Source organism: Streptomyces sp. BI87, from assembly GCF_025957665.1.
Lineage (GTDB): Bacteria > Actinomycetota > Actinomycetes > Streptomycetales > Streptomycetaceae > Streptomyces > Streptomyces albidoflavus.
Window position 1 is genome coordinate 657,633 of record NZ_CP110079.1, and the last position, 25,515, is coordinate 683,147.

General features: G+C 74.5%; 20 protein-coding genes, 1 pseudogene and 1 riboswitch. Of the genes and pseudogenes, 15 read left to right on the forward strand and 6 right to left on the reverse strand.

The genetic code is table 11. The annotated features are described in order from the left end of the window. Positions 1-31: 31 nt before the first annotated feature. From OIM89_RS02765 to OIM89_RS02795, 7 genes are all read left to right on the forward strand, one after another. On the forward strand, positions 32-691 hold the full coding sequence (locus tag OIM89_RS02765) for a hypothetical protein (protein WP_264490948.1): 660 nt from the start codon (positions 32-34) through the stop codon (positions 689-691). A gap of 5 nt (positions 692-696) precedes the next feature. Then, the gene (locus tag OIM89_RS02770; RefSeq protein WP_030694850.1) at positions 697-1,314 is read left to right on the forward strand and encodes a hypothetical protein; all 618 of its coding nucleotides are present in this window, start codon (positions 697-699) and stop codon (positions 1,312-1,314) included. Positions 1,315-1,493: 179 nt separating this feature from the next. Next, positions 1,494-5,189: a nitrate reductase subunit alpha gene (locus tag OIM89_RS02775; RefSeq protein ID WP_030694849.1), complete on the forward strand. Its 3,696-nt coding sequence runs from the start codon at positions 1,494-1,496 to the stop codon at positions 5,187-5,189. An 18-nt stretch (positions 5,190-5,207) separates the two neighbouring features. Next, positions 5,208-6,833: a nitrate reductase subunit beta gene (narH, locus tag OIM89_RS02780; protein ID WP_195730115.1), complete on the forward strand. Its 1,626-nt coding sequence runs from the start codon at positions 5,208-5,210 to the stop codon at positions 6,831-6,833. Then, a complete protein-coding gene (gene narJ / locus OIM89_RS02785) occupies positions 6,833-7,426 on the forward strand; it encodes a nitrate reductase molybdenum cofactor assembly chaperone (RefSeq protein WP_030694847.1) in 594 nt (197 codons plus the stop codon). The genes narH and narJ overlap by 1 nt, the downstream gene beginning before the upstream one ends. Before the next feature lie 9 nt (positions 7,427-7,435). Continuing rightward, positions 7,436-8,146, forward strand: a complete 711-nt coding sequence (gene narI, locus OIM89_RS02790) for a respiratory nitrate reductase subunit gamma (protein WP_030694846.1) — start codon at positions 7,436-7,438, stop codon at positions 8,144-8,146. Positions 8,147-8,308: 162 nt separating this feature from the next. Continuing rightward, positions 8,309-11,500, forward strand: coding sequence for an RNA 2'-phosphotransferase (locus tag OIM89_RS02795; protein WP_229359956.1), 3,192 nt, complete (start codon positions 8,309-8,311; stop codon positions 11,498-11,500). Between the two features lie 65 nt (positions 11,501-11,565). On the opposite strand, the gene OIM89_RS02800 is transcribed toward OIM89_RS02795, so the two are convergent. Continuing rightward, the gene (locus OIM89_RS02800) at positions 11,566-11,991 is read right to left on the reverse strand and encodes an OsmC family peroxiredoxin (protein WP_003951937.1); all 426 of its coding nucleotides are present in this window, start codon (positions 11,989-11,991) and stop codon (positions 11,566-11,568) included. Between the two features lie 15 nt (positions 11,992-12,006). Between OIM89_RS02800 and OIM89_RS02805 the strand changes: the two are divergent. Then, positions 12,007-13,038: pseudogene (locus OIM89_RS02805) on the forward strand (methyltransferase). Here OIM89_RS02805 and OIM89_RS02810 read toward each other — a convergent pair. Then, on the reverse strand, positions 13,016-15,052 hold the full coding sequence (locus OIM89_RS02810) for a phage holin family protein (RefSeq protein ID WP_264490949.1): 2,037 nt from the start codon (positions 15,050-15,052) through the stop codon (positions 13,016-13,018). The pseudogene OIM89_RS02805 and the gene OIM89_RS02810 overlap by 23 nt on opposite strands. 163 nt (positions 15,053-15,215) lie before the next feature. Next, positions 15,216-15,638, reverse strand: a complete 423-nt coding sequence (locus OIM89_RS02815; RefSeq protein ID WP_030694843.1) for a hypothetical protein — start codon at positions 15,636-15,638, stop codon at positions 15,216-15,218. 153 nt (positions 15,639-15,791) lie between these two features. Here OIM89_RS02815 and OIM89_RS02820 point away from each other — a divergent pair, with 153 nt between their 5' ends. Together OIM89_RS02820 and OIM89_RS02825 are read left to right on the forward strand one after the other, a co-directional pair. Beyond that, complete coding sequence (locus OIM89_RS02820; protein ID WP_030694842.1) at positions 15,792-16,559, forward strand: MBL fold metallo-hydrolase; 768 nt, start codon at positions 15,792-15,794, stop codon at positions 16,557-16,559. Beyond that, positions 16,556-17,209 carry a DedA family protein gene (locus tag OIM89_RS02825; protein ID WP_078858161.1) on the forward strand — a complete coding sequence of 218 codons (654 nt, stop codon included), beginning with the start codon at positions 16,556-16,558 and terminating at the stop codon, positions 17,207-17,209. Before OIM89_RS02820 ends, OIM89_RS02825 begins: the two co-directional genes overlap by 4 nt. A 21-nt stretch (positions 17,210-17,230) precedes the next feature. Here OIM89_RS02825 and OIM89_RS02830 read toward each other — a convergent pair whose 3' ends face one another. Next, the gene (locus OIM89_RS02830; RefSeq protein ID WP_151167616.1) at positions 17,231-18,259 is read right to left on the reverse strand and encodes an MBL fold metallo-hydrolase; all 1,029 of its coding nucleotides are present in this window, start codon (positions 18,257-18,259) and stop codon (positions 17,231-17,233) included. Next, complete coding sequence (locus OIM89_RS02835; RefSeq protein ID WP_030694839.1) at positions 18,256-19,506, reverse strand: aminotransferase class I/II-fold pyridoxal phosphate-dependent enzyme; 1,251 nt, start codon at positions 19,504-19,506, stop codon at positions 18,256-18,258. The genes OIM89_RS02830 and OIM89_RS02835 overlap by 4 nt, the downstream gene beginning before the upstream one ends. Positions 19,507-19,707: 201 nt before the next feature. Between OIM89_RS02835 and OIM89_RS02840 the strand changes: the two genes are divergently transcribed. Further along, entirely contained in the window at positions 19,708-20,058 is a 351-nt protein-coding gene (locus OIM89_RS02840) for a DUF2795 domain-containing protein (protein WP_030694838.1), read from the forward strand. Between the two features lie 159 nt (positions 20,059-20,217). Then, positions 20,218-20,769 carry a type 1 glutamine amidotransferase domain-containing protein gene (locus tag OIM89_RS02845; protein ID WP_030694837.1) on the forward strand — a complete coding sequence of 184 codons (552 nt, stop codon included), beginning with the start codon at positions 20,218-20,220 and terminating at the stop codon, positions 20,767-20,769. Between the two features lie 18 nt (positions 20,770-20,787). Here the strand turns inward: OIM89_RS02845 and OIM89_RS02850 are convergent, their stop codons facing one another. Beyond that, positions 20,788-21,381 (reverse strand): TIGR03086 family metal-binding protein, encoded by a 594-nt coding sequence (locus OIM89_RS02850; protein ID WP_030694836.1) that lies wholly within the window; start codon positions 21,379-21,381, stop codon positions 20,788-20,790. A 122-nt stretch (positions 21,382-21,503) separates the two neighbouring features. Between OIM89_RS02850 and OIM89_RS02855 the strand changes: the two genes are divergently transcribed. The 3 genes from OIM89_RS02855 (at position 21,504) to OIM89_RS02865 (ending at position 25,489) form a co-directional block, all read left to right on the forward strand. Then, positions 21,504-23,027 carry a bifunctional phosphatase PAP2/diacylglycerol kinase family protein gene (locus OIM89_RS02855; RefSeq protein WP_264490950.1) on the forward strand — a complete coding sequence of 508 codons (1,524 nt, stop codon included), beginning with the start codon at positions 21,504-21,506 and terminating at the stop codon, positions 23,025-23,027. Between the two features lie 149 nt (positions 23,028-23,176). After that, positions 23,177-23,992 (forward strand): methyltransferase domain-containing protein, encoded by an 816-nt coding sequence (locus OIM89_RS02860; protein ID WP_264490951.1) that lies wholly within the window; start codon positions 23,177-23,179, stop codon positions 23,990-23,992. A gap of 371 nt (positions 23,993-24,363) precedes the next feature. Then, positions 24,364-24,543: riboswitch (cyclic di-AMP (ydaO/yuaA leader) on the forward strand. Position 24,544: 1 nt separating this feature from the next. After that, positions 24,545-25,489: a LysM peptidoglycan-binding domain-containing M23 family metallopeptidase gene (locus OIM89_RS02865; RefSeq protein ID WP_264490952.1), complete on the forward strand. Its 945-nt coding sequence runs from the start codon at positions 24,545-24,547 to the stop codon at positions 25,487-25,489. The last annotated feature ends 26 nt before the right edge of the window (positions 25,490-25,515 follow it).

The following is a 25,515-nucleotide window of genomic DNA, read 5'->3' on the forward strand; positions in this document are numbered from 1 at the left end:
CCCGTGCACACCGGAGCCGAAGGGAACAGCCATGCTCACAGTCGTGATCATCGTCGCGGCCGTCATCGTCGTGGCGGTGGCCGCCTACGCCCTGATGAGGCGTGAGAACACCGGGCCCGCGCTGAAGAAGCGCTTCGGCCCCGAGTACGACCGGACCCTCGCCCGGCACAACGGCGACACCGCCGCCGCCCGGCAGGAGCTGGGCGAGAGGCTGAAGCGCCACGGTTCACTGAGGGAGCGCCCGCTGAGCGCCGAGTCGCTCGCCCGGTACGAGGCCGAATGGGCGGGTGTGCAGCGCCGCTTCGTCGACTCGCCGCAGCAGGCGATGGCGGACGCCGGCGCGCTGCTCGCCCGGCTCGCCCAGGAGCGCGGCTACCCGGGCCCCGAGCAGGGCGACGAGCAGATCGCGGCGCTGTCGGTGCACCACGCCCACCAGGTCGAGGGGTACCGCACCGTCCGCAAGGCCGCCGAGCACGGCGGCGACACCGAGCGGATGCGTGAGTCGCTGCTCTCCGCCCGCTCCCTGTACGAGGCGCTCACCGGCTCGGCCGGACACCCCGAGGCCGGCCGCCCGGCCGACCACGCGGAGCTGGGCGACGACCCGCGCACCCCTCGCGCCCACGACGACATCCCGGCCACGGCCCGGCCCGAGAGCCCGGCGGCCGACACCCGTGCCCCGAAGGGGATCTGACGGGCATGGCGGCCGAGAGCGGCAAGTGGGCCGAGAAGCACACAGACGACATCCAGGCGAAGGAGATTCCCGTGGAGAACTACCCGCGCCCCGAGACCCGTACCGCCCCGCGCGAGGCGGCCGCCGACGTGCCCGGCGCGGCCGGCGCACCGCACCGCGCCCCGGCCGACGTGCCGCCCCCGCCGCCGGGCACCGAGCCGCCGGGCTCCCTGGGTGCGCCGGGCGCCGTCGCCACGGGCGCGGGGCAGGCCACCGTGAAGCCGCAGCCGCTGGCCGGGAAGAACACCGCGGACCCGGCCGCCGGGCGGACGGAGACGGTGCCCCGGTCCCGGGGCGGCGACTCCACCCCGGACGTGCCGATGTTCGGCGCCGGGGAGGGCGACCGCTGGTCGGGCCGGCTCAGGGAGGCCGTGAACGGCTTCGTGGACCGGCCCCGGGAGGCGGTCGCCGAGGCCGACGAGGTCTTCGCGGAGCTGGCCGGACGGGTCACCGAGGCCCTGGCCGAGCAGCGGCGGGTGCTGCGCTCGGGCTGGGAGGAGCCGGCCGGTGAGCCCGACACGGAGCGGCTGCGGGTGGCCCTCCAGTCGTACCGGGAGGCGTCGGAGCGGCTGCTGAAGCTCTGACGCGTCCCCCAGGAACGCCGGTGCCCGGGCCGGGGTGCGAACCCCCAGCCCGGGCACCGGCATGTCCGGCCCCGGGCAGACCACCCGGTCGGCGGCGCCCCTGACGGACCGTGCCGGGATGTGCGCCGCGGGCGGCGCTCCTACGGTCGCAGCACGGCCCGACCCAGGGAGCGCCTCAGGTGACCGACACGACGACACCGTCCGAGCCGGACGCGGCGCTGCTGCGTGCCGGACGGTTCTTCCGGCGCGGCACCACCGCGCCCGACCTGCACAGCGAGGAGCTGAAGGGCGGCCGGCAGGGGGACGCCTTCTACCGCGACCGGTGGAGCCACGACAAGGTCGTCAACTCCACCCACGGCGTCAACTGCACCGGTTCCTGCCGCTGGAAGGTGTACGTCAAGGACGGCATCATCACCTGGGAGACCCAGGAGACCGACTACCCCTCGGTCGGCCCCGACCGCCCCGAGTACGAGCCCCGCGGCTGCCCGCGCGGCGCCGCCTTCGCCTGGTACACGTACTCGCCGACCCGGGTGCGCTACCCGTACGTGCGCGGGGTGCTCCTGGAGCTGTACCGCGAGGCGAAGGAGCGGCTGCGGGACCCGGTGCTGGCCTGGGCGGACATCCAGGCGGACCCGGAACGCCGGCGCCGCTACCAGCGGGCGCGGGGCAAGGGCGGGCTGGTGCGCGCCTCGTGGGACGAGGCGATCGAGATCACCGCCGCCGCCCATGTGCACACCATCAGGACGTACGGCCCCGACCGTGTCGCGGGCTTCTCCCCCATCCCGGCCATGTCGATGGTCTCGCACGCCGCCGGTGCCCGCTTCATGAGCCTCATCGGCGCGCCGATGCTCTCCTTCTACGACTGGTACGCCGACCTGCCGGTGGCCTCCCCGCAGGTCTTCGGCGACCAGACGGACGTCCCGGAGTCGGGCGACTGGTGGGACGCGGCCTATCTGATGATGTGGGGCTCGAACGTCCCGGTGACCCGGACCCCGGACGCCCACTGGATGGCGGAGGCCCGCTACCGGGGCCAGAAGGTCGTGGTGGTCTCCCCCGACTACGCCGACAACACCAAGTTCGCCGACGAGTGGCTGCACCCGCACCCGGGGACCGACGGGGCGCTGGCGATGGCGCTGGGGCACGTGGTGCTCAAGGAGTTCTTCGTCGACCGGACCACGGAGTTCTTCGACTCCTACGTGCGCTCCTACACCGATCTGCCGTTCCTGGTGACCCTCACCGAGCGGGACGGCGCGCTGGTCCCGGCCAAGTTCCTGCGCGCCTCGGACCTCGGGGACACCGGCGAGGGCGCCGAGTGGAAGACGGTGGTCCTGGACGAGGCGACCGGCCGCGCGGCGGTGCCGAACGGCTCGCTCGGCTTCCGCTGGACCGAGTCGGGAAAGGGGAAGTGGAACCTCGCGCTCGGCTCGGTCGTCCCCCAGCTCTCCCTGCACGGCGACGCGGTGGCGGCCGGGGTCGAGGTGCTCCTCCCCCGCTTCGACACCGAGGGCGGGACGCACGGTCAGGGGCGGGGCGAGGTGCTGCGGCGGGGCGTGCCCGCGACACGGCTCGGCGGCCCGGAGGGACCGCTGGTCACCACCGTCTTCGACCTGCTGCTCGCCCAGTACGGCGTGGGGCGGCCCGGGCTGCCGGGCAGCTGGCCCACCGGGTACGGGGACGCCTCGCAGCCGGGCACCCCGGCGTGGCAGGAGACGCACACCTCGGTGCCGGCGGCGAAGGCGGTGAAGATCGCCCGGGAGTTCGCGCGGACCGCCGAGAAGTCCCGGGGCCGCTGCATGATCCTGATGGGCGCCGGGACCAACCACTGGTTCCACTCGGAGACCATCTACCGCACCTTCCTGGCCCTGCTCCAGCTCACCGGCTGCCAGGGCCGCAACGGCGGCGGCTGGGCGCACTACGTCGGCCAGGAGAAGTGCCGCCCCTCCACGGGGTGGGCGACGCTGGCGGGCGCCCTCGACTGGAGCCGCCCGCCGCGCCAGGCGATCGGCGCCGCCTACTGGTTCCTCCACACCGACCAGTGGCGGTACGACACGTACCCGGCCGACGTGCTCTCCTCGCCGCTGGGCAGCGGGGCGTTCGCGGGGATGACCGGCGCGGACTGCGTGGCGCAGGCGGCGCGTTCGGGGTGGATGCCCTCGTACCCGACCTTCGACCGGAACCCGCTGGACCTCGGCGACCTGGACGACCCGGTGACGGAGGTGGTTCGGCAGCTGAAGTCCGGGGAGCTGGGGTTCGCCTGCGAGGACCCGGACGCGCCGGAGAACTGGCCCCGGGTGCTGACGCTGTGGCGGGCCAATCTGCTCGGCTCCTCGGCCAAGGGCGCCGAGTACTTCACCAAGCACCTGCTGGGCACCCAGTCCTCGCTGCGGGCCGCCGAGGCGCCGGAGGGGCTGCGGCCGCGCGACGTGCGCTGGCACGAGGAGGCGCCGGAGGGCAAGCTCGACCTGCTCCTCTCGCTGGACTTCCGGCAGACCTCCTCCACCCTCCTGTCGGACGTGGTGCTGCCGGCCGCCACCTGGTACGAGAAGCACGACCTCTCCACCACCGACATGCATCCGTACGTGCACGCGTTCACCCCGGCCGTCGACCCGCCGTGGCAGGCGCGGACCGACTTCGACATCTTCCTGTCGCTGGCCAGGCGGCTGAGTGAGCTGGCCGCCAACCACCTCGGGGTCCGCAAGGACGTGGTGGCGAGCGCCCTCCAGCACGACACTCCGGGCGAGATCGCGCAGCCCGGCGGGGTGGCGCTCGACTGGCGGCGTGGCGCGTGCGAGCCGGTGCCGGGGCGGACCCTGCCGAACCTGGCGGTGGTCGAGCGGGACTACACGGCGGTCGGGGCGAAGTTCGCCTCGCTCGGGCCGCTGGTGGAGAAGCTGGGGCTGCCCGCGAAGGGCGTCACGCTCCACCCGGACCGGGAGGTCGAGGAGCTGAGGGCCCGTAACGGCGTCGTCCTCGGCGGTCCCGCCGACGGGCGTCCGGCGCTGGACACCGCGGTCAAGGCGGCCGACACCATCCTCGCCCTCTCCGGCACCACCAACGGGCGCCTGGCCACGCAGGGGTTCCGCACCCTCCAGGAGCGGGTCGGGCGGGAACTCACCCAGCTCTCCGCCGAGCACGAGGGCAAGCGCGTCACCTACGCCGACACGCAGGCGGCGCCGGTGCCGGTCATCACCTCGCCGGAGTGGTCGGGCAGCGAGTCGGGCGGGCGGCGGTACGCGCCGTTCACCATCAACACCGAGCACCTGAAGCCCTGGCACACTCTCACCGGGCGCCAGCACTTCTTCCTGGACCACGACTGGATTCACGAGGTCGGTGAGGCGCTGCCCGTCTACCGGCCGCCGCTCGACATGAACCAGCTCTTCGGCGAGCCGCGCCCGGGCACTCGCGAGGACGGCGGACACGAGGTGACGGTCCGCTATCTGACCCCGCACAACAAGTGGTCCATCCACTCCGAGTACCAGGACAACTTCTTCATGCTGGCGCTCTCCCGGGGCGGCCAGACGATCTGGATGGCTCCCCGGGACGCGGAGGCGATCGGGGTGAAGGACAACGACTGGATCGAGGCGGTCAACCGCAACGGCGTGGTCACCGCCCGCGCGGTCGTCTCGCACCGCATGCCGGCCGGCACGGTCTACATGCACCACGCCCAGGAACGCACCGTCGCCGTCCCGAAGACCGAGACCACCGGCAAGCGAGGCGGCATCCACAACTCGCTGACCCGCCTGCTGATGAAGCCCAGCCACCTCATCGGCGGCTACGCCCAGCTCACCTGGGCCTTCAACTACCTGGGCCCGACCGGCAACCAGCGCGACGAGGTCACCGTGATCCGCCGCCGCGCGCAGGACGTCACGTACTGACCGGAGGGGAGTGCCGACATGCGCATCATGGCCCAGCTCGCGATGGTGATGAACCTCGACAAGTGCATCGGCTGCCACACCTGCTCGGTCACCTGCAAACAGGCGTGGACCAACCGGGACGGCATGGAGTACGTCTGGTTCAACAACGTCGAGACCCGGCCAGGCCAGGGCTACCCGCGCCGCTACGAGGACCAGGAGAAGTGGCGCGGCGGCTGGAGGCTCAACAAGCGCGGCAAGCTCACCCTGCGCTCCGGCGGCCGCTTCCAGAAGCTCGCCACGATCTTCTCCAACCCCAGACTGCCGGAGATCAAGGACTACTACGAGCCCTGGACGTACGAGTACAAGAACCTCACCGACGCGCCGCTGGGCGACGACTACCCGGTGGCCGCGCCGCGTTCGCTGATCACGGGCAAGCCGATGAAGATCGAGTGGGGCGCCAACTGGGACGACGACCTCGGCGGCGCCCCGCAGTACGGCGACCTCGACCCGATGGTGGCCAGGACCCGTGCGCAGGCGTCCGAGAAGGTCCGGTTCGCCTTCGAGCAGACCTTCATGTTCTACCTGCCGCGGATCTGCGAGCACTGCCTCAACCCGTCCTGCGTGGCCGCCTGTCCCTCGGGCGCGATCTACAAGCGGAGCGACGACGGCATCGTCCTGGTCGACCAGGACCGCTGCCGGGGCTGGCGGGAGTGCGTCACCGGCTGCCCGTACAAGAAGATCTACTTCAACCACCGCACCGGCAAGGCCGAGAAGTGCACCTTCTGCTACCCGCGGACGGAGGTCGGCCTGCCCACGGTCTGTTCGGAGACCTGCGTCGGCCGGCTGCGCTACCTCGGGGTGCTGCTCTACGACGCGGACAAGGTGGCGTCGGCCGCGGCGACGCAGGAGGAGACGGGGCTGTACGAGGCGCAGCTCGGCGTCTTCCTCGATCCCGAGGACCCCGAGGTGCGGCGCGAGGCGGAGGCGGCGGGCATCCCGCACGACTGGGTCCAGGCGGCCCGCCGCTCCCCGGTGCACGCGCTGGTCAGCCGCTACAAGGTGGCGCTGCCGCTCCATCCGGAGTACCGCACGATGCCGATGGTCTGGTACATCCCGCCGCTGTCACCGGTGGTGGAGGCGCTGAACGAGACCGGCTTCGACGGGGAGGACCCCGACAACCTCTTCGGCGCCATCGACACCCTGCGCATCCCGCTGGAGTACCTGGCGGAGCTGTTCGCCGCCGGCGACACCGGACCGGTCCGCGCCTCGCTGGAGAAGCTGGCGGCGATGCGCTCCCACATGCGCGCCGTCAACCTCGGCGAGCGCCCGGACCCGGCCATCGCCGCCTCCGTCGGCATGGAGCTGACGGAGATGGAGGAGATGTACCGGCTGCTGGCCGTCGCCAAGTACGAGGAGCGGTACGTCATCCCGACCGCCGCCGTCGGGGACGCCCGGCGGCTGGAGGAGTCGGCGGTGCCCACCTCGTGCAGCCTCGACCACGCCGACGGGCCGGGCATGGGCGGCGAGGGCGCCTTCGGCCAGGACTCCGGCCGTACCGAACTGCCGCTGGTCTCCCTGGAGACCTTCCACGCGCTGCGCGCCCAGCAGACCGCCGACGTGCAGCCGCACGTCGGGGACGTCGCCGAAGCCCGGGGAGAGAAGTGATGGACACCGCCGTGCTCCACCAGGCCGCCGCGCTCTGCCTGGTCTACCCGGACGAGACCTTCCACGAGCGGCTGCCGCTGCTGCGGGCCGCCGCCGACGATCCGGCGCTCGCCGAGTTCGTCGCCTGGGCCGGGGAGCAGGAGCCGGGCGAACTGGCCGCGCACTACGTCCGTACCTTCGACTTCCGCAACAAGCACAGCCTCTACCTCTCCTGGTGGCGCGACGGCGACACCCGCCGCCGGGGCGCCTCCCTGGTCTCCTTCAAGGCCGCCTACCGCGCCCAGGGCCTGGAGTTCACCGGCGAGGAGCTGCCCGACTTCCTCCCGGCCGTACTGGAGTTCTCCGCCCGCGTCGGCCCCCGGCTGCTCCTGGAGAACCGGCCCGGCGTCGAACTGCTCCGCATCGCGCTGACCGAGTCCGGCACCCCCTACGCCCGGGTCCTGGACGCCGTCTGCGCCTCTCTGCCCGGCCCCTCCCCCAAGGACAGGGCCGAGGCGGCGGCGCTGGCCCGCTCGGGCCCGCCCCGCGAGGAGGTCGGCCTGGACGGCGCCCTCGCCCCGTACGGCCGCCCGACCCTGCCGCTGCTGAACTGAGGAGTCCGCATGAACGTGCTGCTGTGGGGCGCCCTGCCCTACGTGGCCTTCGCCCTGCTGGTGGCCGGGATCGTCTGGCGCTACCGCTACGACCGCTTCGGCTGGACCACCCGGTCCTCCCAGATCTACGAGTCGAAGCTGCTCAACATCGCCTCCCCCGTCTTCCACTACGGCATCCTCTTCGTCCTCGCCGGCCACCTCCTCGGCCTCTTCGTCCCCGCCTCCTGGACCGACGCGATCGGCGTCACCGCCCACACGTACCACCTGTTCTCGCTCTACGGGGGCACGCTGGCCGGGGCGGTGGCGCTGGCCGGGATCGCCCTGCTGGTCTACCGGCGGCGCACCCGGGCCCCGGTCTTCCGGGCCACCACCGCCAACGACAAGGTGATGTACCTGGTCCTGGTCGCCGCCATCGTGCTGGGCATGTGGGCGAAGGTGGCCCACTCGACCCCGACCGCGGGCTACGAGTACCGCGACACCATCGCCCCCTGGGCCCGCAGCCTCTTCCGCCTCAGCCCCGACGTGTCGCTGATGAGCGGCGTCCCCGTGCTCTACCAGATCCACGCGGTGGCCGGCATGATCCTGATCGCCCTGGTGCCGTACACCCGCCTCATCCACATGTTCGCGGCCCCGGTGCAGTACCTGTTCCGGCCGTACATCGTCTACCGGAGCCCGGACGAGCGGCAGTTGGCGCGGCGGGGGGCGCCGCGGGGGTGGTGAGCGGGGGTGCCACGTGGGCGGACGGAGACCGGGCGAAACGGGCCCCGGCCTGAAAGCGGATGGCTACACTCGGGCGCCTCTGGTCGCGCGCATCCACTCGGGGGACGCGGCCGACACTTGGACATCCGAGGCGCCGTGCAGAACAGACCCACTCCGTCGGACATGCCCCGCCGGCCCCCGGCACGCCGGCCAGGACGCGACGCCCTGTCCACCTTCGTCCCTCCGCAGGCGTCGGAGAAGGACCCGCCTCCCCCTGTCGAAGCGCTGACCGGCTTGCTGGAGGACCGCTACCCGGAGGTGGTGCGGTTGTTGGGCTGGATCGGCTGTGACTCCCCAGCGGAGCTGGTCACCGCCTGGGCGCACGGCCGAGGGGCCGGCTGGGTGTGGCGGGTGCTCGACGCGGAGTCCGAGCCCGGCCAAGTGCTCGCCGCCTGGAAGGACGTGCTCCGCTCCGACGACCAGGCGATCTCCGTCCTCGAATCGCTCGTCTTCGAGACCAACATGGGCAGGTTCGCGGCCCGCGCGTCCACACGCATGCCGGGTGGGATGCGGTACGCGAAGACCCTCCACGTTGTGCGGCAGCGGGTGGCGCTCTCACTCTGGGAACACGCCCTGTCCGTGAACTGGCGGCGGCCGGTCGTCTTCTGCCGCAGTCTGCGCCTGGCCAGGACCTACCTGACGGCCGTCGTCGCCAACCACGAACTGACCGACGAGAAAAGCAGGTTTCAGTTCTCCGGGCGGCTCGGGCAGGCCGCGGTGCTCCTGGCCCGGTTCGAACCGGTCGGTACGGCCGACCTGGAAGCCTCGGCGGAGCAGTTCCGGATGTCGGTCGCGGAGGGGAACCCCGCCGCGGACGCCGTGCCCTACCTCCTCGAGTGTTACCTGCGGCTGCACGACAACTCGGGCGACCGGGAGTATCTGGGCCGGGCGGCCCTCACCGACCGTGAGTTCGCCGACGCCTCTCGGGGGCCCACCTGGCACCTGATGATGGCCGAGGTGTGGCTGCGGCTGGCCGACGGCAGCCCCAGGAACAGTCGCTTCGCCTTCTATCTGCGCAACGCCGAGGTGTCCCTCGTGCGCGCCGGGGAGCCGGGCGGCGGCGAAGCCGTGCAGCACGCGCTGCTGCTCTCCGTCGCCGCGGCCGCGCGAAGGGCGCCGGCCCTGCTGCCGAGCGTCAGGCTCGGCCTGCGTCGGCTCAACAACCCCTTCGGCCTCGGTGACCATCTGCGCCGCTTCGCGGAGGCCGGGCATCCCGCCGTGGAACTGCCGGGCGTACTCGTCCACGATCTGCGGACGCGTTTCCTGGAATCCGGCGAACCACTGCACCGTCGCCTGCTGGCCGACTGTTTCCGGGCGTACGTCCAGCTCGGGAACCTCGACGGCGAGCTGGAGAACGCCCGGCTGCTCCACGACGCGCTCGCCCTTCAGGAGGGCACGCTCGCCAAGACCACGGCGCTGACCGACGAACTGAGCCGGATGCGGCACGCCGACGACCTCCTGGCCCTCGCCGAGCTGCGGGACAACGCCAAGCGCCGGCTGGACGGGATCGCCCTGCTGATCCGGGAGGCGGGGACCAACACGACGTCGTGTGTGCCGCTGGTCAGGCTCGGCCGGACGCTGGAGCACGGGGGCAGACCGCTCGACGAGGTCGCGCGCGGACAGCTCCGGGTCCGCCTCGGCGACGTTCCCGGGGCCGACAGATGGATTCAGGCGGTCGTGGAGGGCGACCCCGACTTCTTCTACGAGCAGGCGGCCGGCCGCGCACTGAGCAGCCCCGACCTGATGCGCCGCAACCTCGGGGGCCGCAGCAACGTCGTGACCATCGACGACTACCTCGGATTCACCGACTCCACCCTGGTGTTCAAACCCACCACGCGGCTCTGCTTCGACCGCGACGCCGAGCGGTCGGCCGCGGTACGCGAGACGGTGCGCCGGATGGGCGCGGAGGAGCAGTTCGGCGTCATCGACCTCATCACCACCATCAGTGCGGCCGACGTGGCACACAGCCAGGAGCAGTTCCCGTCGGGCACGGAACTGATCTCCGTACGCCGGTTCGCCGGGGGCACGGAGCTGGCCAAACAGGTCTCCCCCACCCTGCCGGAGCAGTCGTGCGCCCTGCTCGAACGTACGGCGAGGTTCCTCGCCTACATGCACGGCTCGGACGGCGCCTCCGCCGGCAAGCAGGTGCACGGGGTGCGCAAGAACGTCCGCAAGGAGGCCCGGATGTGGCTGCGGTCCGTCCTGCCGGACGAACCGACGGCGGCGCCTGGCTGCGACGAGGTGTTCGACGCCTGGTGGGCGCTGCTGGCGGGAACCGGCCTCCCGCCTCAGCCCCGCCGGGACGCGCACGCCTTCAACTGGCTGGTGACCGACACCGGCCAGATCGTCGCGGTCGACCTGGAGGCATCGCACCACCGGCCCATGGGGTACGAACTGGCCCAGCTGACCGACGACGTACCCGCGCTCCCCGTGGACCGTTGGGACCTGCGCCGCCAGGTCGTCACGGCCTACACCGAGGCGCTGGCCCACTGTCAGGGGGCGCCGCCGGTCGACGGAGACAAGCTGTGGCTCGCCTACCGAGCGTCCCTGCTCATCCGGGCCGTGCGGGCGCTGAGCGACCGCACGGGTGAACCCGGCATCCGGGAGCACGGTGAGGCCCTGCTGGACGAACTCTGCTCGCCGCACAGGGACCCGGGGCAGCCCGGCGGGCCTGAGGAAGAGTCCCTGTCCGGCTTGGCGGTCCTCCTGCGCAACGCCTGGGCCGAGCGGCGCGGAACTCCTGGTGGCGCCCCGCTGCGGGAACTCAAAGACGGGCGCAGACGCCGCATCAGCAAGGCGCTCGCCTACCACCTGCGGCACAGTCCCCACATCACGCGGGACGCGAGTGGCTGGGTGGAGGTCGGCACGCTGGCGCACGTTCTGAGCCCCGGGATCAAGGTCACCGCGGAGGAGATCGTCAGTGTGGCCCGCGCGCTGACGGAGACGCGCTTCGAGGTCCGGGGCGACTGCGTCAGGGCTCGCTACGGCCATTCACGGCCCGCGATCGTCGAGTACCAGGAGCGCCTGCCCGACAGCCCTCTCTACCACTGCACCTCGTCCTCGGCGCTCCGCGAGATCTTCGAACGGGGCGAGGGGCTGCGCCCGATGTCCCGTCAGTGGGTTCATCTGACGACCGACCGTGCCGCGGCCCTCGCCACCGGCCGCAGGCACGGCCCGAGCGTGCTGCTCCGGGTGACCGATCCGGCCGGCCTCGCCTGGCGGCACGCGGGAGGCAACACGTGGCTCGCAGGCCACGTGCCGCCGGAAGCTCTGAGCGTGGTACCGCTGCATCAGCTGTTCGCCACGCACGGCTGACCGGGCGCCGCCGGGGCGGAAGAGGTCTGCCTCTCCTGCCCCGGGGCTGCACACCGTCAGGCCGTTCAGGCCAGCTTGGCGCTGTGCGTGATCGTGGTGCCGGTCAGGGCCTGGCTGACGGGGCAGTTGGCCTTGGCGTCGGCGGCGGCCGCCTCGAAGTCCTCGGCGGAGATGCCGGGGACCTCGCCCTCGACCTTCAGGTGGATGCCGGTGATGCCGGTACCGGGCTGGAAGGTGACGTCGGCGGAGGTGGTGAGCCGGGTCGGCGGGGTGCCGGCCTTGGCCAGGCCGTTGGAGAGGGCCATCGAGAAGCAGCTGGAGTGAGCGGCGGCGATCAGCTCCTCGGGAGAGGTCTTCCCGTTGGCCTCCTCGGCGCGGGACGGCCAGGAGACCTGCTGGTCGCCGATGCCGGAGGAGTCGAACGAGACGGTCCCGCTGCCCTTGAGCAGGTCGCCTTCCCAGACGGTGTGGGCCGAACGCGTGGTGGCCATCGGTGAGTTCCCTTCATCACGGCGGACCGGCGGGATGCCGGTCCCGGGGCCTATCCGATCACAGGCGGGGCGAGGACGGGTCCGTGCGGTGACGCGTCGCCGTGTCCGGACCCGGGCGGCAGCGGTCCGTCCCTGTCGCTCAGGGGACTCCGGACGCCGTCTCCCGGGACAGGAGCGCCGAGGACTGCCACGGTGGGGGGCACGTACGGCCAGAAGGAAGCTCGGCTGCTGGAGGAACGCGCCCCCGGCACCTTCGCGGTGACCCCTGTGGGCGTGCTCCTCCGCCCGGACGCGCCCGGCTCGGTCGCGTCGTTCGTGCGGATGTCACCGGTCCCGCGCTCATCGGGGCCTGGGAGCACCTGGACGAGAGCGTCCGCACCGGTGAGGTCGCCTTCGACACCGTCTTCGGCACCGACTTCTTCAGCCATCCCGGCCAACATCCCCAGCCGCCGGCCGAGTTCGACGCGGCGATGAGCCAGGCCGTGGCCGGGACCGCCGCCGCGCTGCCGCACGCCTTCGACTTCGGCCGGTTCAGCCACCTCACCGACGTCGGCGGGGGGCGGCGGAACCCCCCTGGCCCGGGTGCCGGCCGCCCATCCGCACCTCGCCGGCGCGGTGATCGACACGGCGGAGGGGCTGGCCAGGGCGCCGGAGACGCTCGGACGGCACGGGCTGGGCGGGCGCCGCACTCCGGTCGCCGGGGACTTCTTCCGCTCGGTGCCCCAGGGCTCGGACCTCCACCTGGTGAAGAGCGTGCTGCACGACTGCCCGGACGAGCGGGCGGTCACCATCCTGCGCCGCTGCCGCGCGGCGCTGCCGCCCGGCGGCATCGTCCTGATCGTGGAACCGGTGCTTCCCGAAACCGTCCGCGCCGCCGGCGCGGGCACCTACCTCAGCGACCTCAACATGCTGGTCAACCTGGGCGGCAGGGAGCGCACCCGGGAGGAGTTCGCGGAGCTGTGCCGGCGCGCGGGCCTGGCCCTCACCTCGGTCACCCCGCTCGCCGAGGCCGCGCCGTACAGCCTCATCGAGGCTGTGGCGGGCTGACGGCGGCCCCCGGCTCCCCACCCGCCCGGCCTGCGGGCGACGCCGCCTCCAGCCAGCTGCGCAGGACGGCGTGGACCTGTTCGGCGCCGGTCAGGCCGGGGCCGTCGGCCGAGGCCGGGTCGGGGAGGGAGAGCGGGGAGAGCAGGAAGGGGTGGCTCTGGGCGCCGCCGAGGCCGCCGTGGGAGCCGATCTGCTCCTCGAAGGCGTGGATCTCGCCGGTCTCCGGGAAGCAGGCCGAGTTGATCATGATGTCGGCGGTGTGCGGGAAGCCGTCGGTGCGCCGCACCGCCTCGGCGGCTCCGGGACCGAAGGGCTCCAGCGGGCCGCCGGGACGGTCCGCCTCGGCCAGCGGTACGGCCTGGCCCGCGCCGAGGACCACCGCGCCGTGCTCCTCGCTGCGGACCAGCAGGAAACCGATGCCGGGGTGGGCTGCGAGGGTGGTGAGCAGCGCCGGATGGCGGCGGTCGATCTCCTCGCGGGTCATCCGGTGCGGCACGTCGGGGAAGGAGACGAGGCCGAGGTTGCCGGAGGCCAGCACCACGGGCTCGGAGCGGCGCGGCCGGACCTCGTCGGCGGGGCCCTCCTCGACGGGCCGGTGCAGTGCGGCCCGGACGGCGGCGCGGGCCTCGGCCCCGCTGGGGGTGCGGCGGGCGCGGCGGGGCACGGGCAGGCCGCAGCCGGCGCGGACGAGGTCGGCGAGGGTCAGCCCGTACCGGGAGCGGAAGGTCTCCCCGGGGCTCTGGCCGTGGTCGGACAGGAGGACGATCCGGTAGGGGCGGGGGGCGTGGTCGGCGACCTTCTCGATCAGGGCGAGGGAGCGGTCGAGGCGGGCGAGGACCTGGTCGGCGTCGGGGCCGGTGGGCCCGGAGTGGTGCGCGACCTCGTCGTAGGCGACCAGGTCGGCGTAGACGGAGGTACGGCCGGCCAGCATGTCGCCCATGACGGCGGCGACGACCACGTCCCGCTCGACGACGGTGGCGAAGGCCCGCACGAAGGGGTAGAGCCCGGCCCGGCCGACCCGCGGGGTGTCGCCGCGCAGCCGGGAGCGGGTCGACTGGACCATCTCGCGCAGCACCTCGGCGACGAAGGACATGGCGGTGCGGACGGCGTTGGCGGGGTCGGAGAAGTAGGCGAAGTACCCGGCGCGGGAGCGCTGCCCGCGCTCGCGGCGGGCGGAGACCGACAGGACCAGAGCCACCTGGCCGGCTCCGCCGCTGAACAGGTTGCCCCGGCTGGCGCCGTCGTCGGCGAGGAGCCCGGCGTTCCCGGTGCGGCGCACCGCGCGGCGCTGGAGCTCGGCGGCGGAGGCGGGCCGGTTGCTGACCATGACCTGCCGCCGGTCCTTCTCGTACCAGCGGAAGGCGGGGATGTCGTACGTGGTGCCGTGCAGGATGCCGAGCTGGCTGGCGCCGGTCTGGCTGGACCAGTCGGTACGCCAGGGGGTGAGGCGGTGGGTGGCGGGGGCGGTGCCGTGGCCGAGCCAGCGGGCGACGGTGGGCAGCAGCCCGCGCGCGACGGCGGAGGCGAGGACGTCGTGGCCGACCCCGTCGAGCTGGAGGAAGAGGGTGCCGGGGGTGGCGGGCACCGGCAGGGCGCGGCGGCGGCGCCGGTCGGAGAGGCGGTAGAGGCGGCGCCGGTAGGCGTTGTCGTCGCGGACGGCGAGGGCGGTGCCGGTGGCGGAGGCGACCGCCGACATGACGGCGGCGACCAGGACGGCCGTCTCGGGGGCGGCGGTGCCCCGCCCGTCGGGGATGACCCAGAGGGCCAGGGTGAGCAGCGAGCCGTTGAGAGCGAAGGCGAGCAGGCCCAGCACGAGGGCGGGAACCAGCAGCAGGGCGCGGACGACCAGCGGCCAGACCAGGGCGGAGAGAACGCCGAAGACCCCGGCCCCGGCGGCGGCGGTGATGCCGATGCGGGTGGCGCTGTCGCCGTCGGCGGACTGGAGGCGGAAGTCGGGCAGGATTCCGGCGAGCACCAGCATGGTGACGGTGGAGACGGCCCAGACCGCACCCATCCGCCACAGCGCTCCCGCGAACCTCCGCCACGGCCTCTCCGCCACGCCTGCCCTCACCTCGTCACACTGGCGGGTCCCGCACGCCGGGCCCGGTCCAGCGTTTCACACCGGCTTCGGCCGGTCCGTTCCGGTATGCGCCCGGGCCGCGCGGCCGGCCGTGGCGTCAGCAGCCGTCGTATCCGGCGGTGGGCATGGAGAGGCGACGGTGGACGCGGGCCTTGGAGCGGGGGCCGTAGTGGGGTTCGGCGAGGTCGGCGGTGACGACGCGGGCGCCGCGCCGGGCGCAGAGGGCGGTGAACTCCTCGGCGCAGGTGACGGCCTGGTCGAGGACGCGCCGGCTGGGGGTGAGGAAGAGGTCGACGCGCCCGGCGTCGAAGTCGGCCCACAGCTCGGGGTGGTCGGGGGCGAGCCGGTGGAGCAGCAGTTCGCGGGTGATGACGTGGTCGTGGGCGGCGGCCCAGCGGGCGCACATGTCCTGCTGGCTGCGGGTGTCGACGAGGAAGGGGTCCTGGTCCAGGTGTTCCAGCGGGGTGAGGCTGGCGATGGCCGCCGCCCGTGGGTGCGGCGCCCGCCCGGCGTCCTCCATGGCGTCCTCCCTGACGTCCCCCGCCGGGCTGGGGCCCCGGCCGTTGGCGTCCGTCGACCCTATCCCGGCCCTTAGGCTCGTAGGGAGCGGTCTTCCGGCCGTCCCCCGTCCGGGTGACGCGGGACGGGGGCCGCAGGGAGGAGTGCGCGGACGGTGGAGATCACCTGGTGGGGTCATGCCACCTGCACGGTGGAGGACTCGGGGGTGCGGCTGCTCACCGACCCGGTCTTCGCGCGGCGGCTGGCCCATCTGCGGCGGCGCCGGGGCGCGCCCCCGCCGGCCCGGGCGGCGGTCGCCGACGCGGTCCTCGTCTCGCACCTGCACGCCGACCACCTCCACCTGCCGTCGCTGGCGCGGCTGGCGGCGGGGACGAAGCTGCTGGTGCCCAAGGGAGCGGTCCGCGCCGTGCCGGGGCTGCGGCGGCTGGCGCGGCTGGACGTGGTGGAGGTCGAGCCCGGGGACACCGAGAAGGTCGGGCCGGTGACGGTACGGGTGGTCCCGGCGCTGCACGACGGGCGGCGGATGCCGGTCGGTCCGCGCCGCTCGCCCGCACTGGGCTTCGTCGTCGACGGCCGGGCGCGGACGTACTTCGCGGGGGACACCGGGCTCTTCGACACGATGGCCGAGGAGACCGGACCGCTGGACGTGGCGCTGCTGCCGGTGGGCGGCTGGGGCCCGGGGCTCGGCCACCACCACCTGGACCCGGCCCGGGCCGCCGAGGCGCTGCGGCGGCTCGCCCCGGCCTCGGCGGTGCCGGTGCACTACGGGACGTACTGGCCGATCGGGATGGACGCGGTGCGGCCGCACGAGTTCCACTCCCCCGGTGACGAGTTCGTCCGCAAGGCGGCGGTGAGCGCCCCCGGGGTGCGGGTGCACCTGCTGGCCCACGGACAGAGTGTGCGGCCCGAGGTCCGCCGGTGACGGGCCCGGAGCTGTCCGCGCTGGTGCTGCTGGGCGCCGCCGAGGTGCCCGACGCCACCACGCAGCAGGCCCTCGGCTACCCCTCGCTCTTCCTGCTGATCTTCCTGGGCGCGCTGGTGCCGGTGGTGCCGACGGGCGCGATCGTCAGCGGCGCCGCCGTGGTCGCCTTCCACGAGGCGTCGCCGCTGACGCTGCTGCTGCTCTTCCTCGTCTCGGCGCTGGCGGCCTTCCTCGGCGACCTGGTCCTGTACTGGCTGGGGCAGCGCGGGGTGCGGTCGCGCGGCGGTTCGCGGTGGCTGGATACCCTGCGGCAGCGGGCGGCGCCGGACCGGCTGGAGCAGGCCCGCGCCAAGCTCGACGACCACGGCGTGGCGGTGCTGGTCCTCTCCCGGCTGATCCCGGCGGGGCGCATCCCGGTGATGCTGGCCTGCCTGCTGGCGCGGATGCCGCTGGCCCGGTTCGCCCGCGGGGACGGCCCGGCGTGCCTGGCGTGGACGGCGACGTACCAGCTCATCGGCATCGTCGGCGGGTCGCTCTTCGCCGAGCCCTGGGAGGGCGTGGCGGCGGCGGTGGCGCTGACGGTGCTGATCAGCGCGGCTCCCGGGGTGTGGCGGCGGCTGCGGGGGCGGACGGCCTCGTCCTCGCACTGAGGGCGACGGCGGCCCGGGCGGTCACAGGGTGCGGGAGCCGCCGACCGGCAGGTCCCACAGGTCCTCGCGGGGGCGGCCGGTGCGGGCCCAGGCGGCCCGGACCCGGGTGAGGGGTTCGAGGACGGGTTCGGCGGAGAGCAGGAAGGTCGCCCAGTGCATGGGGGCCATCCGGCGGGCGCCGAGGTCGGCGCAGGCGGCGACGGCCTCCTCCGGGTCGCAGTGGACGTCCCGCAGCCACCACCGGGGGGCGTAGGCGCCGATCGGCATGAGGGTGAGGTCGATGCCGGGGTGGCGGCGGCCGATCTCGGTGAACCAGTGGCCGTAGCCGGTGTCGCCCGCGAAGTGCACCTTGCGGCCCTGCGGGTCGGTCAGCACCCAGCCGCCCCACAGGGTGCGGCAGGTGTCGAGGAGGCCGCGCCGCGACCAGTGGTGGGCGGGGACGAAGTCGAAGGTGACGCCGCCGATCTCGCGTCCCTGCCACCAGTCCAGCTCGTGGACGCGGGTGAAGCGGCGGCGCCGGAACCAGCGCCCCAGCCCGGCCGGGACCAGCACCGGGGTGGTGCGCGGCAGGCGGCGCAGGGTCGGGGCGTCGAGGTGGTCGTAGTGGTTGTGGCTGATGACGACGGCGTCGACGGGCGGGAGGGAGGCCCAGGGGACGCCGACCGGGGTGACGCGCGGCGGCGTGCCGAGGATGCGGTGGGACCAGACGGGGTCGGTGAGCACGGTCAGGCCGCCGATCCGCAGGACCCAGCTGGCGTGTCCGGCCCAGGTGAGGGCGAGGACGCCGGGGCCCGCCGGGGGCAGCGGCGCGGGTGCGCAGGGCAGCAGCGGGACGTCGCGCCGGGCCTCGGTGCCGGGGCGCAGGGCGCCGGCCTCCCGGGCCAGCCGGGTCACGGCGCGCACGCCGGGGAGCGGGGCGGTGAGGCGGTCCCGGTAGGAGCGGCGGCGGTGGCGGCCGGGGGCGGCCGGGTCCGGGTCGGGGAGGGCGGTCGCGGCGGCGGCGGGGGCGAGGGCGGCGGGCGCGGGGGCGGGGTCGCGCTGCTGGGTCATCGGGTGGCCTCCTCGGCTCCGGCGGGGGGTGCGGCGAGGGCGCCGAGGACCTCGGCCACCCGGTCCAGGGCCCGTCGCACGGGGGCCGCCTGGAGGGGGTCGGGGGCGCCGGTGAGCAGGTCGGCGCGGACCCGTTCGTCGTCGCCGAGGAGCGGGCCGGTGGAGAGCCGGACGCGGAGCTGGTCGAGGTCGTCGCCGAAGCGGTGGCCGCCGGGGGCGGGCATGCCCAGCCGGGCGGTGAGGTCGTTCTCCAGCTCCAGCGCGTCGGTGACGCCGCGCGCCGCGAGGCCGGGGGCGAACGGCGCCAGGTCGGCGTAGAGGTGGCGCCCGGCCTGGGGCGGGCGGACCAGGGCGCCGGCGGTGTGCAGGACCTCGTACAGGGCGCCGGCGAGGCGGCCGTGCAGGGCCACGGCGTGGGCGAGGCGGGCGGTGAGCGCGCGGGGTTCGCCGAGGGCGTGCGTGGCGGCGGCCGCGACCGGGGTGGGCAGGGCCGCGTCGAGGGCGGTGAGGATGTCGAGGCAGCGGGCCCGCAGCTGGGCGCCGGCGGCGGTCTCGGGGAAGCGGGCGACGGCGGCGGGCCAGCCCGGCGGGAGCCAGCCGCCGGAGAGGTCGCTGAGGACGGTGACCCCCTCGGGCAGCATCTCGGCCGGGCCCACGACGGGGTTCTCCTGGGGCCGGTGGACGGTGTCCCGCCAGGTCTCGTCGCTGACCACGTGCAGCCCCTCGGCAGCGGCCGCCTCGACGGCCCGGCTCATCACCTCGGGCGGTACCACCGTGCCGGTCGGGTCGTCGGCGACGGCGAGCACCAGCAGCCGCGGGTCGCCGCCCTCGGCCCGGACCCGGCGGACCGTCTCCAGCAGGGCGTACGGGTCGGGTACCCCGCCGCAGGCGGCCGGCGAGGGCACCGAGAAGGTGGGGCGGCCCAGCAGCCGGGCCTGCGGCGCCCACCAGGCCGGGCAGGGCCGGGGCAGCAGCACGTCCCCGCCGACGGCCGCGGTCAGCGCGAGGAGCAGGGCGGGCGCGCCGGGGGCGGCGGCGAGCAGGGCCGGGTCGGCGGCGAGGCCGCGCCGGGCCCAGTACCCCTGGGCGGCCGCCAGGAGGGCGGGGCCGCCGCCGGGGGGTTCGGCGTGGGGGCGCTCGGCGGCGCGGGCGAGGACGGCGGCGAGTTCGGGGACGACGGGCAGGCCCGGCTCCGGCACGGGCGGGCCGTACCGGAGGGGTCCACGGCCCTCCAGGGCGCTCTCCATCCGCCGTACCTCCGCTCGAACGCATTACCCCTCTCGCACTGTGCCGCGCCCCGGCCCCGCCCACCACCGGGGGCCTCCGATCCGGGGAACGGACGGGATGGTTCGGGCCGGGAGCGCCGGGTACGTGTGGGGCCACGGCCGGCCGGGCCGCGTGTCCGGGGCGGCCGTACCGCAGAACGGACCCGTACAGAAGGGCACAGCATGCAGCGAGGCAGTGACCGGATGAGCGTCCACCGCGACGAGGGGATGAAGCACGAGCTCCGCGACTACCTGAGGTCGGGCCATCCGACCCGGTCCGAGGAGTGGCACGACGCGGAGCCCGGCGACCCGCTGGGGACGCATCCGGACATCGCGGAGGTCCGGCACGAGCTGGGGCGGCGGCTGGGCCGTACGCCCTTCCCGGCGTGCGCGCCGGAGCTGGCCAGGGTGCTGGACGCCGGGCACTGCCCGGACGAGGTGGTGGCGCTGCTGGAGCCGCTGCCCGCCGACGAGACGTACCGCAACGTGCAGGAGCTGGCGACGGCCGTGGTGGCGGCCCGCGCCGACGCCTGAGGCAGGGGTCACGGATCGCCCCTCCGGTCCCCTTTGCGTCCGGGGGGTGGTCCGCGCGACCCTGGAAGGACACCCGGATGGCGGCGGGCAGGCCACCCCGGGCCGCCGGACGGGGCGGACCGGAGAGCCGGGACGACGATTCGAAGGGCGGGAACGCCGATGCGTGTCGCATTCCTGGTGGCCCCCGAGGGCGTGGAGGAGAGCGAACTGACCGGGCCGTGGGAGGCCGTGACCGAGGCGGGCGGTGAGGCCGTCCTGGTCTCGACCTGGCCGGGCGAGGTCCTCTCCTTCCGGCACCTGGAGAAGGGTGACCGCTTCGTCGTCGACCAGGTGGTGGGCGAGGTCTCGGCAGGCATGTTCGACGCGCTCGTCCTCCCCGGCGGCGTGGCCAACCCCGACCATCTGCGCACCGACGCGGAGGCCGTCGACCTGGTCAGGGACTTCGTCGACCAGGGCCGGCCGATCGCCGCGATCTGCCACGCCCCGTGGCTGCTGATAGAGGCGGACGCGGTCCGCGGCAGGACCCTGACCTCGTACCCGAGCCTGGCCACCGACATCCGCAACGCCGGCGGCACCTGGGTGGACGAGGAGGTCCGGGTCGACTCCTCGGGCCCGACCACTCTGCTGACCAGCCGCACCCCGCGCGACCTGCCGGCCTTCAACGAGGCCCTGGTGGGCGTCTTCACGACGGCGGCGGCGGCCGCTCACTGAATCACGGGCGCCGGGCCCCTACGCCTCCCGGCCCAGCCGGGCCAGGAGGCGGGTCTGGGGGTCGGCGCCCGAGGGCGGGGTGAGGGGCGGGGCGAAGACGCCGCTGCCGGAGAGGTCGTCGGCGTAGGGGGCGGTCTCGCGGTCGGCGAAGGAGACCAGTTCCGCGGGGAGGTGCTCGGTCGCGCCGATGCCGCGGGCCAGGTCCCAGGCGTGGATGATCAGGTCGGTGGTCATCTGACCGCAGTAGTGGTCGGCGCCGCTCGGCCCGTAGGAGAGTTCCACGGTGCGGTCGAGGGCGCCGGGTGCGGCGAACGCCTCGCGGGCGCCACGGGCGGCCGCCTCCCAGGCGCCGACCGGGTCCTCGCCGAGCAGATCGCCGTCGAGGGCGTCACCGACCGACTCCATCGTCTCGCCGGCCAGCAGCGGCGGCGCCCAGAGCTGTTCGGAGACCAGGTGGGCGACGAGGTCGCGGACGTTCCAGTCGGTGCAGGGCGTGGGGTGGTCCCACTGGTCGTCGAGGATGTCGTGGACCCGCCGGTCGAACAGGTCCAGCGCGGCCGCGTGCGCCGCGAGGAGTTCGGAGTGGCTGGGGGTGCTCGTCTCGGAGGACATGGGGCCCATTCTCACCCCGCGCGGGCGCGTACGCCGGGGGCGGGCGCCCGTTCCGGTGACGGGCGCGCCCGCCGTCGCGCGCCGTCGCGGGTGAGCGGGGCGCGCGGGGGTACCCGTGCCGCATGCGTCCTGACCCAGTGAACTCCCTGCCCGCCCGGCTGCGCCCCGAGGTGGCCGCCGTGTTCGCACCGGAGCCCCCGGCTTCCCTGGCCGCCCGGCTGGTCGCGCTGGACCGCACCGTCTTCGAGGCGGTCGCGGCACGCCGCTGGCCCGGCGCCGACCGGGTGCTGCCGAAGCTGAGCCGCAGCGCCAACCACGGCCTGCTCTGGGGCGCGATCGCGGCGGGGCTCGCGGTGACCGGTTCGCCGCGCGCCCGCCGTGCGGCGGTGCGGGGGCTCGCCTCGCTCGGGCTGGCCTCGGCGACCATCAACACGCTCGGCAAGCGGACGGTGCGGCGGCAGCGTCCGGGGCTGGAGTCGGTGCCGCTGATACGGCAGCTGAAGCGGCAGCCGATCACCTCGTCGTTCCCCTCGGGCCACGCGGCCTCGGCGGCGGCCTTCGCGACCGGGGTCGCGATGGAGTCCCGGGGCCTGGGCGCGGCGGTGGCCCCGCTGGCGGCGGCGGTCGCCGTCTCCCGCGTCCACACCGGCGCGCACTACCCGGGGGACGTGCTGGCCGGGGCGGCACTGGGTGCGGGCGCCGCCTTCGCCGTGCGCGGCCTGGTGCCGACCCGGGACCAGCTCCCCTCGCCCGGCCGCCCGCTGGTGGACGTACCGGCGCTGCCCCGGGGCCACGGCCTGGTCATGGTGGTGAACCAGGGCGCCGGTACGCCCGACAAGGCGCGGGTGCTGCGCGAGCTGCTGCCCGAGGCCGAGGTGGTGGAGTGCGAGGGCGACGGGCTGGTGGCGGAACTGGAGAAGGCGGCGGGCCACGCGCTGGCCCTCGGCATCTGCGGCGGCGACGGCTCGGTGAACGCGGCGGCCGGGGTGGCGCTGCACCGCGGGCTGCCGCTGGCGGTGCTGCCGGGCGGCACCCTCAACCACTTCGCGTACGACCTCGGGATAGAGGACCCGAAGGAGCTGTGCCGGGCGGTGGAGACGGGCGACGCGGTCGCGGTCGACGTGGGCCGCTTCCGTTCCGGGGAGCGGACCGGGTACTTCCTCAACACTTTCAGCCTCGGGGTCTACCCGGAGCTGGTCCGGGAGCGGGAGCGCTGGTCGGGACGGGTCGGCGGGCGGCTCGCGGACGTGGTGGCGGCGGCCCGGGTACGGCGCCGGGACCATCCGCTGGAGGCGGTGGTGGAGGGTGAGCGGCGCCCCCTGTGGCTGCTCTTCGCGGGCAACTGCACCTACCGCCGGATGGGGCTGACCGGCGGGCGCCGGGCCGACCTGGCCGACGGCCTGATCGACGTCCGCGCGGTGCACGGCGGGCGCGGCCCCGGGTTCCGGCTGATGGCGGCGGCCCTGGCGGGCCCGCTGACCCGCTCGCCCTTCCACGCGGCGGTACGGGTCCAGCGGCTGCGGATCGACGGGATCACCCCGGGCACGCCGCTGGCCTTCGACGGCGAGGTGACCGACGCGGGCCCGAACCTGCGACTGGACAAGCTCCACGAGGGGCTGCGGGTGTACCGCCCGCTCACCCTCTGATCGCGCGTCAGCCCGGCGGCCCGCATGGTGAGACGGGGGTCTCATCATGCGGGCCGCCGCGTGTACGGTCGCGACACCGGGAACGGTCGCGCCACTCCGCCGCCGGCATCCGGACCGCCGCCCACCCCGCCGCCGCGAGGAGACCGCCCGTGCCCACCGATCCCGCCGCCGTCGTCTACACCCACGGCCACCACGAGTCCGTCCTGCGCTCCCACACCTGGCGCACCGCAGCCAACTCGGCCGGGTACCTCCTGCCCTCACTGGAGCCGCACCACCGCGCCCTGGACGTGGGGTGCGGCCCGGGAACGATCACCGCCGACCTCGCCGCCCTGGTCCCGCAGGGGCACGTCACCGGGATCGACAGCGCCGGGGAGATCCTGGACACGGCCCGCTCGGCCGCCGCCGGACGCTCCCTGGTCAACACCACCTTCCGCACCGGCGACGTCCAGGCACTCCCCTTCCCCGACGCCTCCTTCGACGTGGTCCACGCCCACCAGGTGCTCCAGCACCTCGGCGACCCGGTGGGCGCCCTGCGCGAGATGCGCCGGGTCTGCGTGCCGGGCGGCCTGGTCGCCGTACGGGACGCGGACTACGCGGCGATGACCTGGTACCCGGCGAACCCGGGGCTCGACGCGTGGCTTGAGCTGTACCGGTCGGTGGCGCGGGCGGGCGGCGGCGAGCCGGACGCGGGGCGGCGACTGCGGGCGTGGGCCCTGACGGCCGGGTTCACCGAGGTCACGGCGGCCGCCTCGGCCTGGTGCTACGCCGACGAGGAGGAACGGGCCTGGTGGGGCGGGCTGTGGGCGGACCGGACGACGGCCTCCGGGTACGCGGAGCGGGCGGCCGGCCTCGGGTACGCGGACCGGGCGGAGCTGGAACGGATCGCGGCGGCCTGGCGGCAGTGGGCGACGGCACCCGACGGCTGGTTCGCGGTGCTCCACGGGGAGCTGCTCTGCCGCGCCTGAGCGGAGCGGACCGGGGCCCGCACCTGACCGAGGTGACAGAGCGTCACCCTTATGCGGCTCCTACACCACCCCACATTGGGGACAAATGGGGCATCAAGCTGCATATGCATCAATTGCCGCCGCGCCGGAGGCCGTTGTGCCTGCCCCGTGAGCAGCGTCATAGCCGTCACGGTCCGTGGCAGCCGCCGCGAGCCGGGGCACAACGCCCGCCACGCCCGGAAAGATCGCGAGTCTACGGAGGGTGACCGCCCTCGGAACAAAGGATCAAGAAAGCGACTTCCTGGGCGCGGACGCTGCTTGTTCGCGGGAGTCGGGCTCGTCTACGGTCACCGTCATTCCGGATGGACCGCCGAATCCTGCCGCCGTCCGGTATCCGCACATCGACCCTTCCACGGCAGGAGCGGGGGACCCAGGTAAGCCGCCGGAACCGGGAGCAGCGCGCCGCGCACGCCACCGGCCCCGGCTAGGGGTGAAGCCGCGCCACACGGCGCGGCCGGGCAGCTCCAGCCCGAACCCGACAGCTCACCTCGCAGGCGCCGGAGAGGAACCTTCATGCCCGCCAAGGGGAAGCACCGCCGTACCAGGACCATGCGCATAGCCCGCACGCTGGCCGTAGCCGGCTCGGGCAGCGCCGCTCTGGCCCTGCCGCTGATGGGCGCCGCCCACGCACAGGCCGCCGAGAAGTCGGCGCCGGAGTCCGTCGCCGTCCAGCAGGCCGTCGCCGCCGCTCAGCAGCAGGCGCCGAAGAACGCCGCCGCCGACGCCGAGACCTACGAGGTCGTCGTCGGTGACTACCTGGCCAAGATCGCCGACGAGCAGCACGTCGACGGTGGCTGGGAGCAGCTCTACCAGGACAACCGTGAGGTCGTCGGCTCCAACCCGAACCTGATCCGCCCGGGCATGAAGCTCTCGGTGGACGGCACCGCCGCCGAGGCCCCGAAGCCCGCCCCGGCCAAGCCGCAGAGCGCGCCGAAGCCGGCCGCGCCCAAGGCCGACTCCGGCGCCTCGGCCGCGCAGAAGACCGAGACCGCGCCGAAGCCGGCCGCCCCGGCCAAGCCGGAGGCCGAGCAGGCCGAGCAGCCCGCCGTCTCCGGCGACTGGGTCCGCCCGGTCGAGGCGTCCGCCTCCACCGCGTACCGCGCCTCCGGCGGCAGCTGGTCCTCCGGCTACCACACCGGTGTCGACTTCTCCGCCTCCTCGGGCACCTCCGTCAAGGCCATCGGCGCCGGCACCGTCGTCTCCGCCGGCTGGAGCGGCTCGTACGGCAACGAGGTCGTCATCAAGCACGCCGACGGCAAGTACTCCCAGTACGCCCACCTGTCGTCGCTCTCGGTCTCGTCCGGCCAGAGCGTCACGCCGGGCCAGCAGATCGGCCTCTCCGGCTCGACCGGCAACTCCACCGGCCCGCACCTGCACTTCGAGGTCCGCACCGGCCCGAGCTACGGCTCGGACATCGACCCGCTGGCCTACCTGCGCGGTCACGGCGTCTCCGTCTGACGCACCCCGGCACCGCCGGGTCTCTC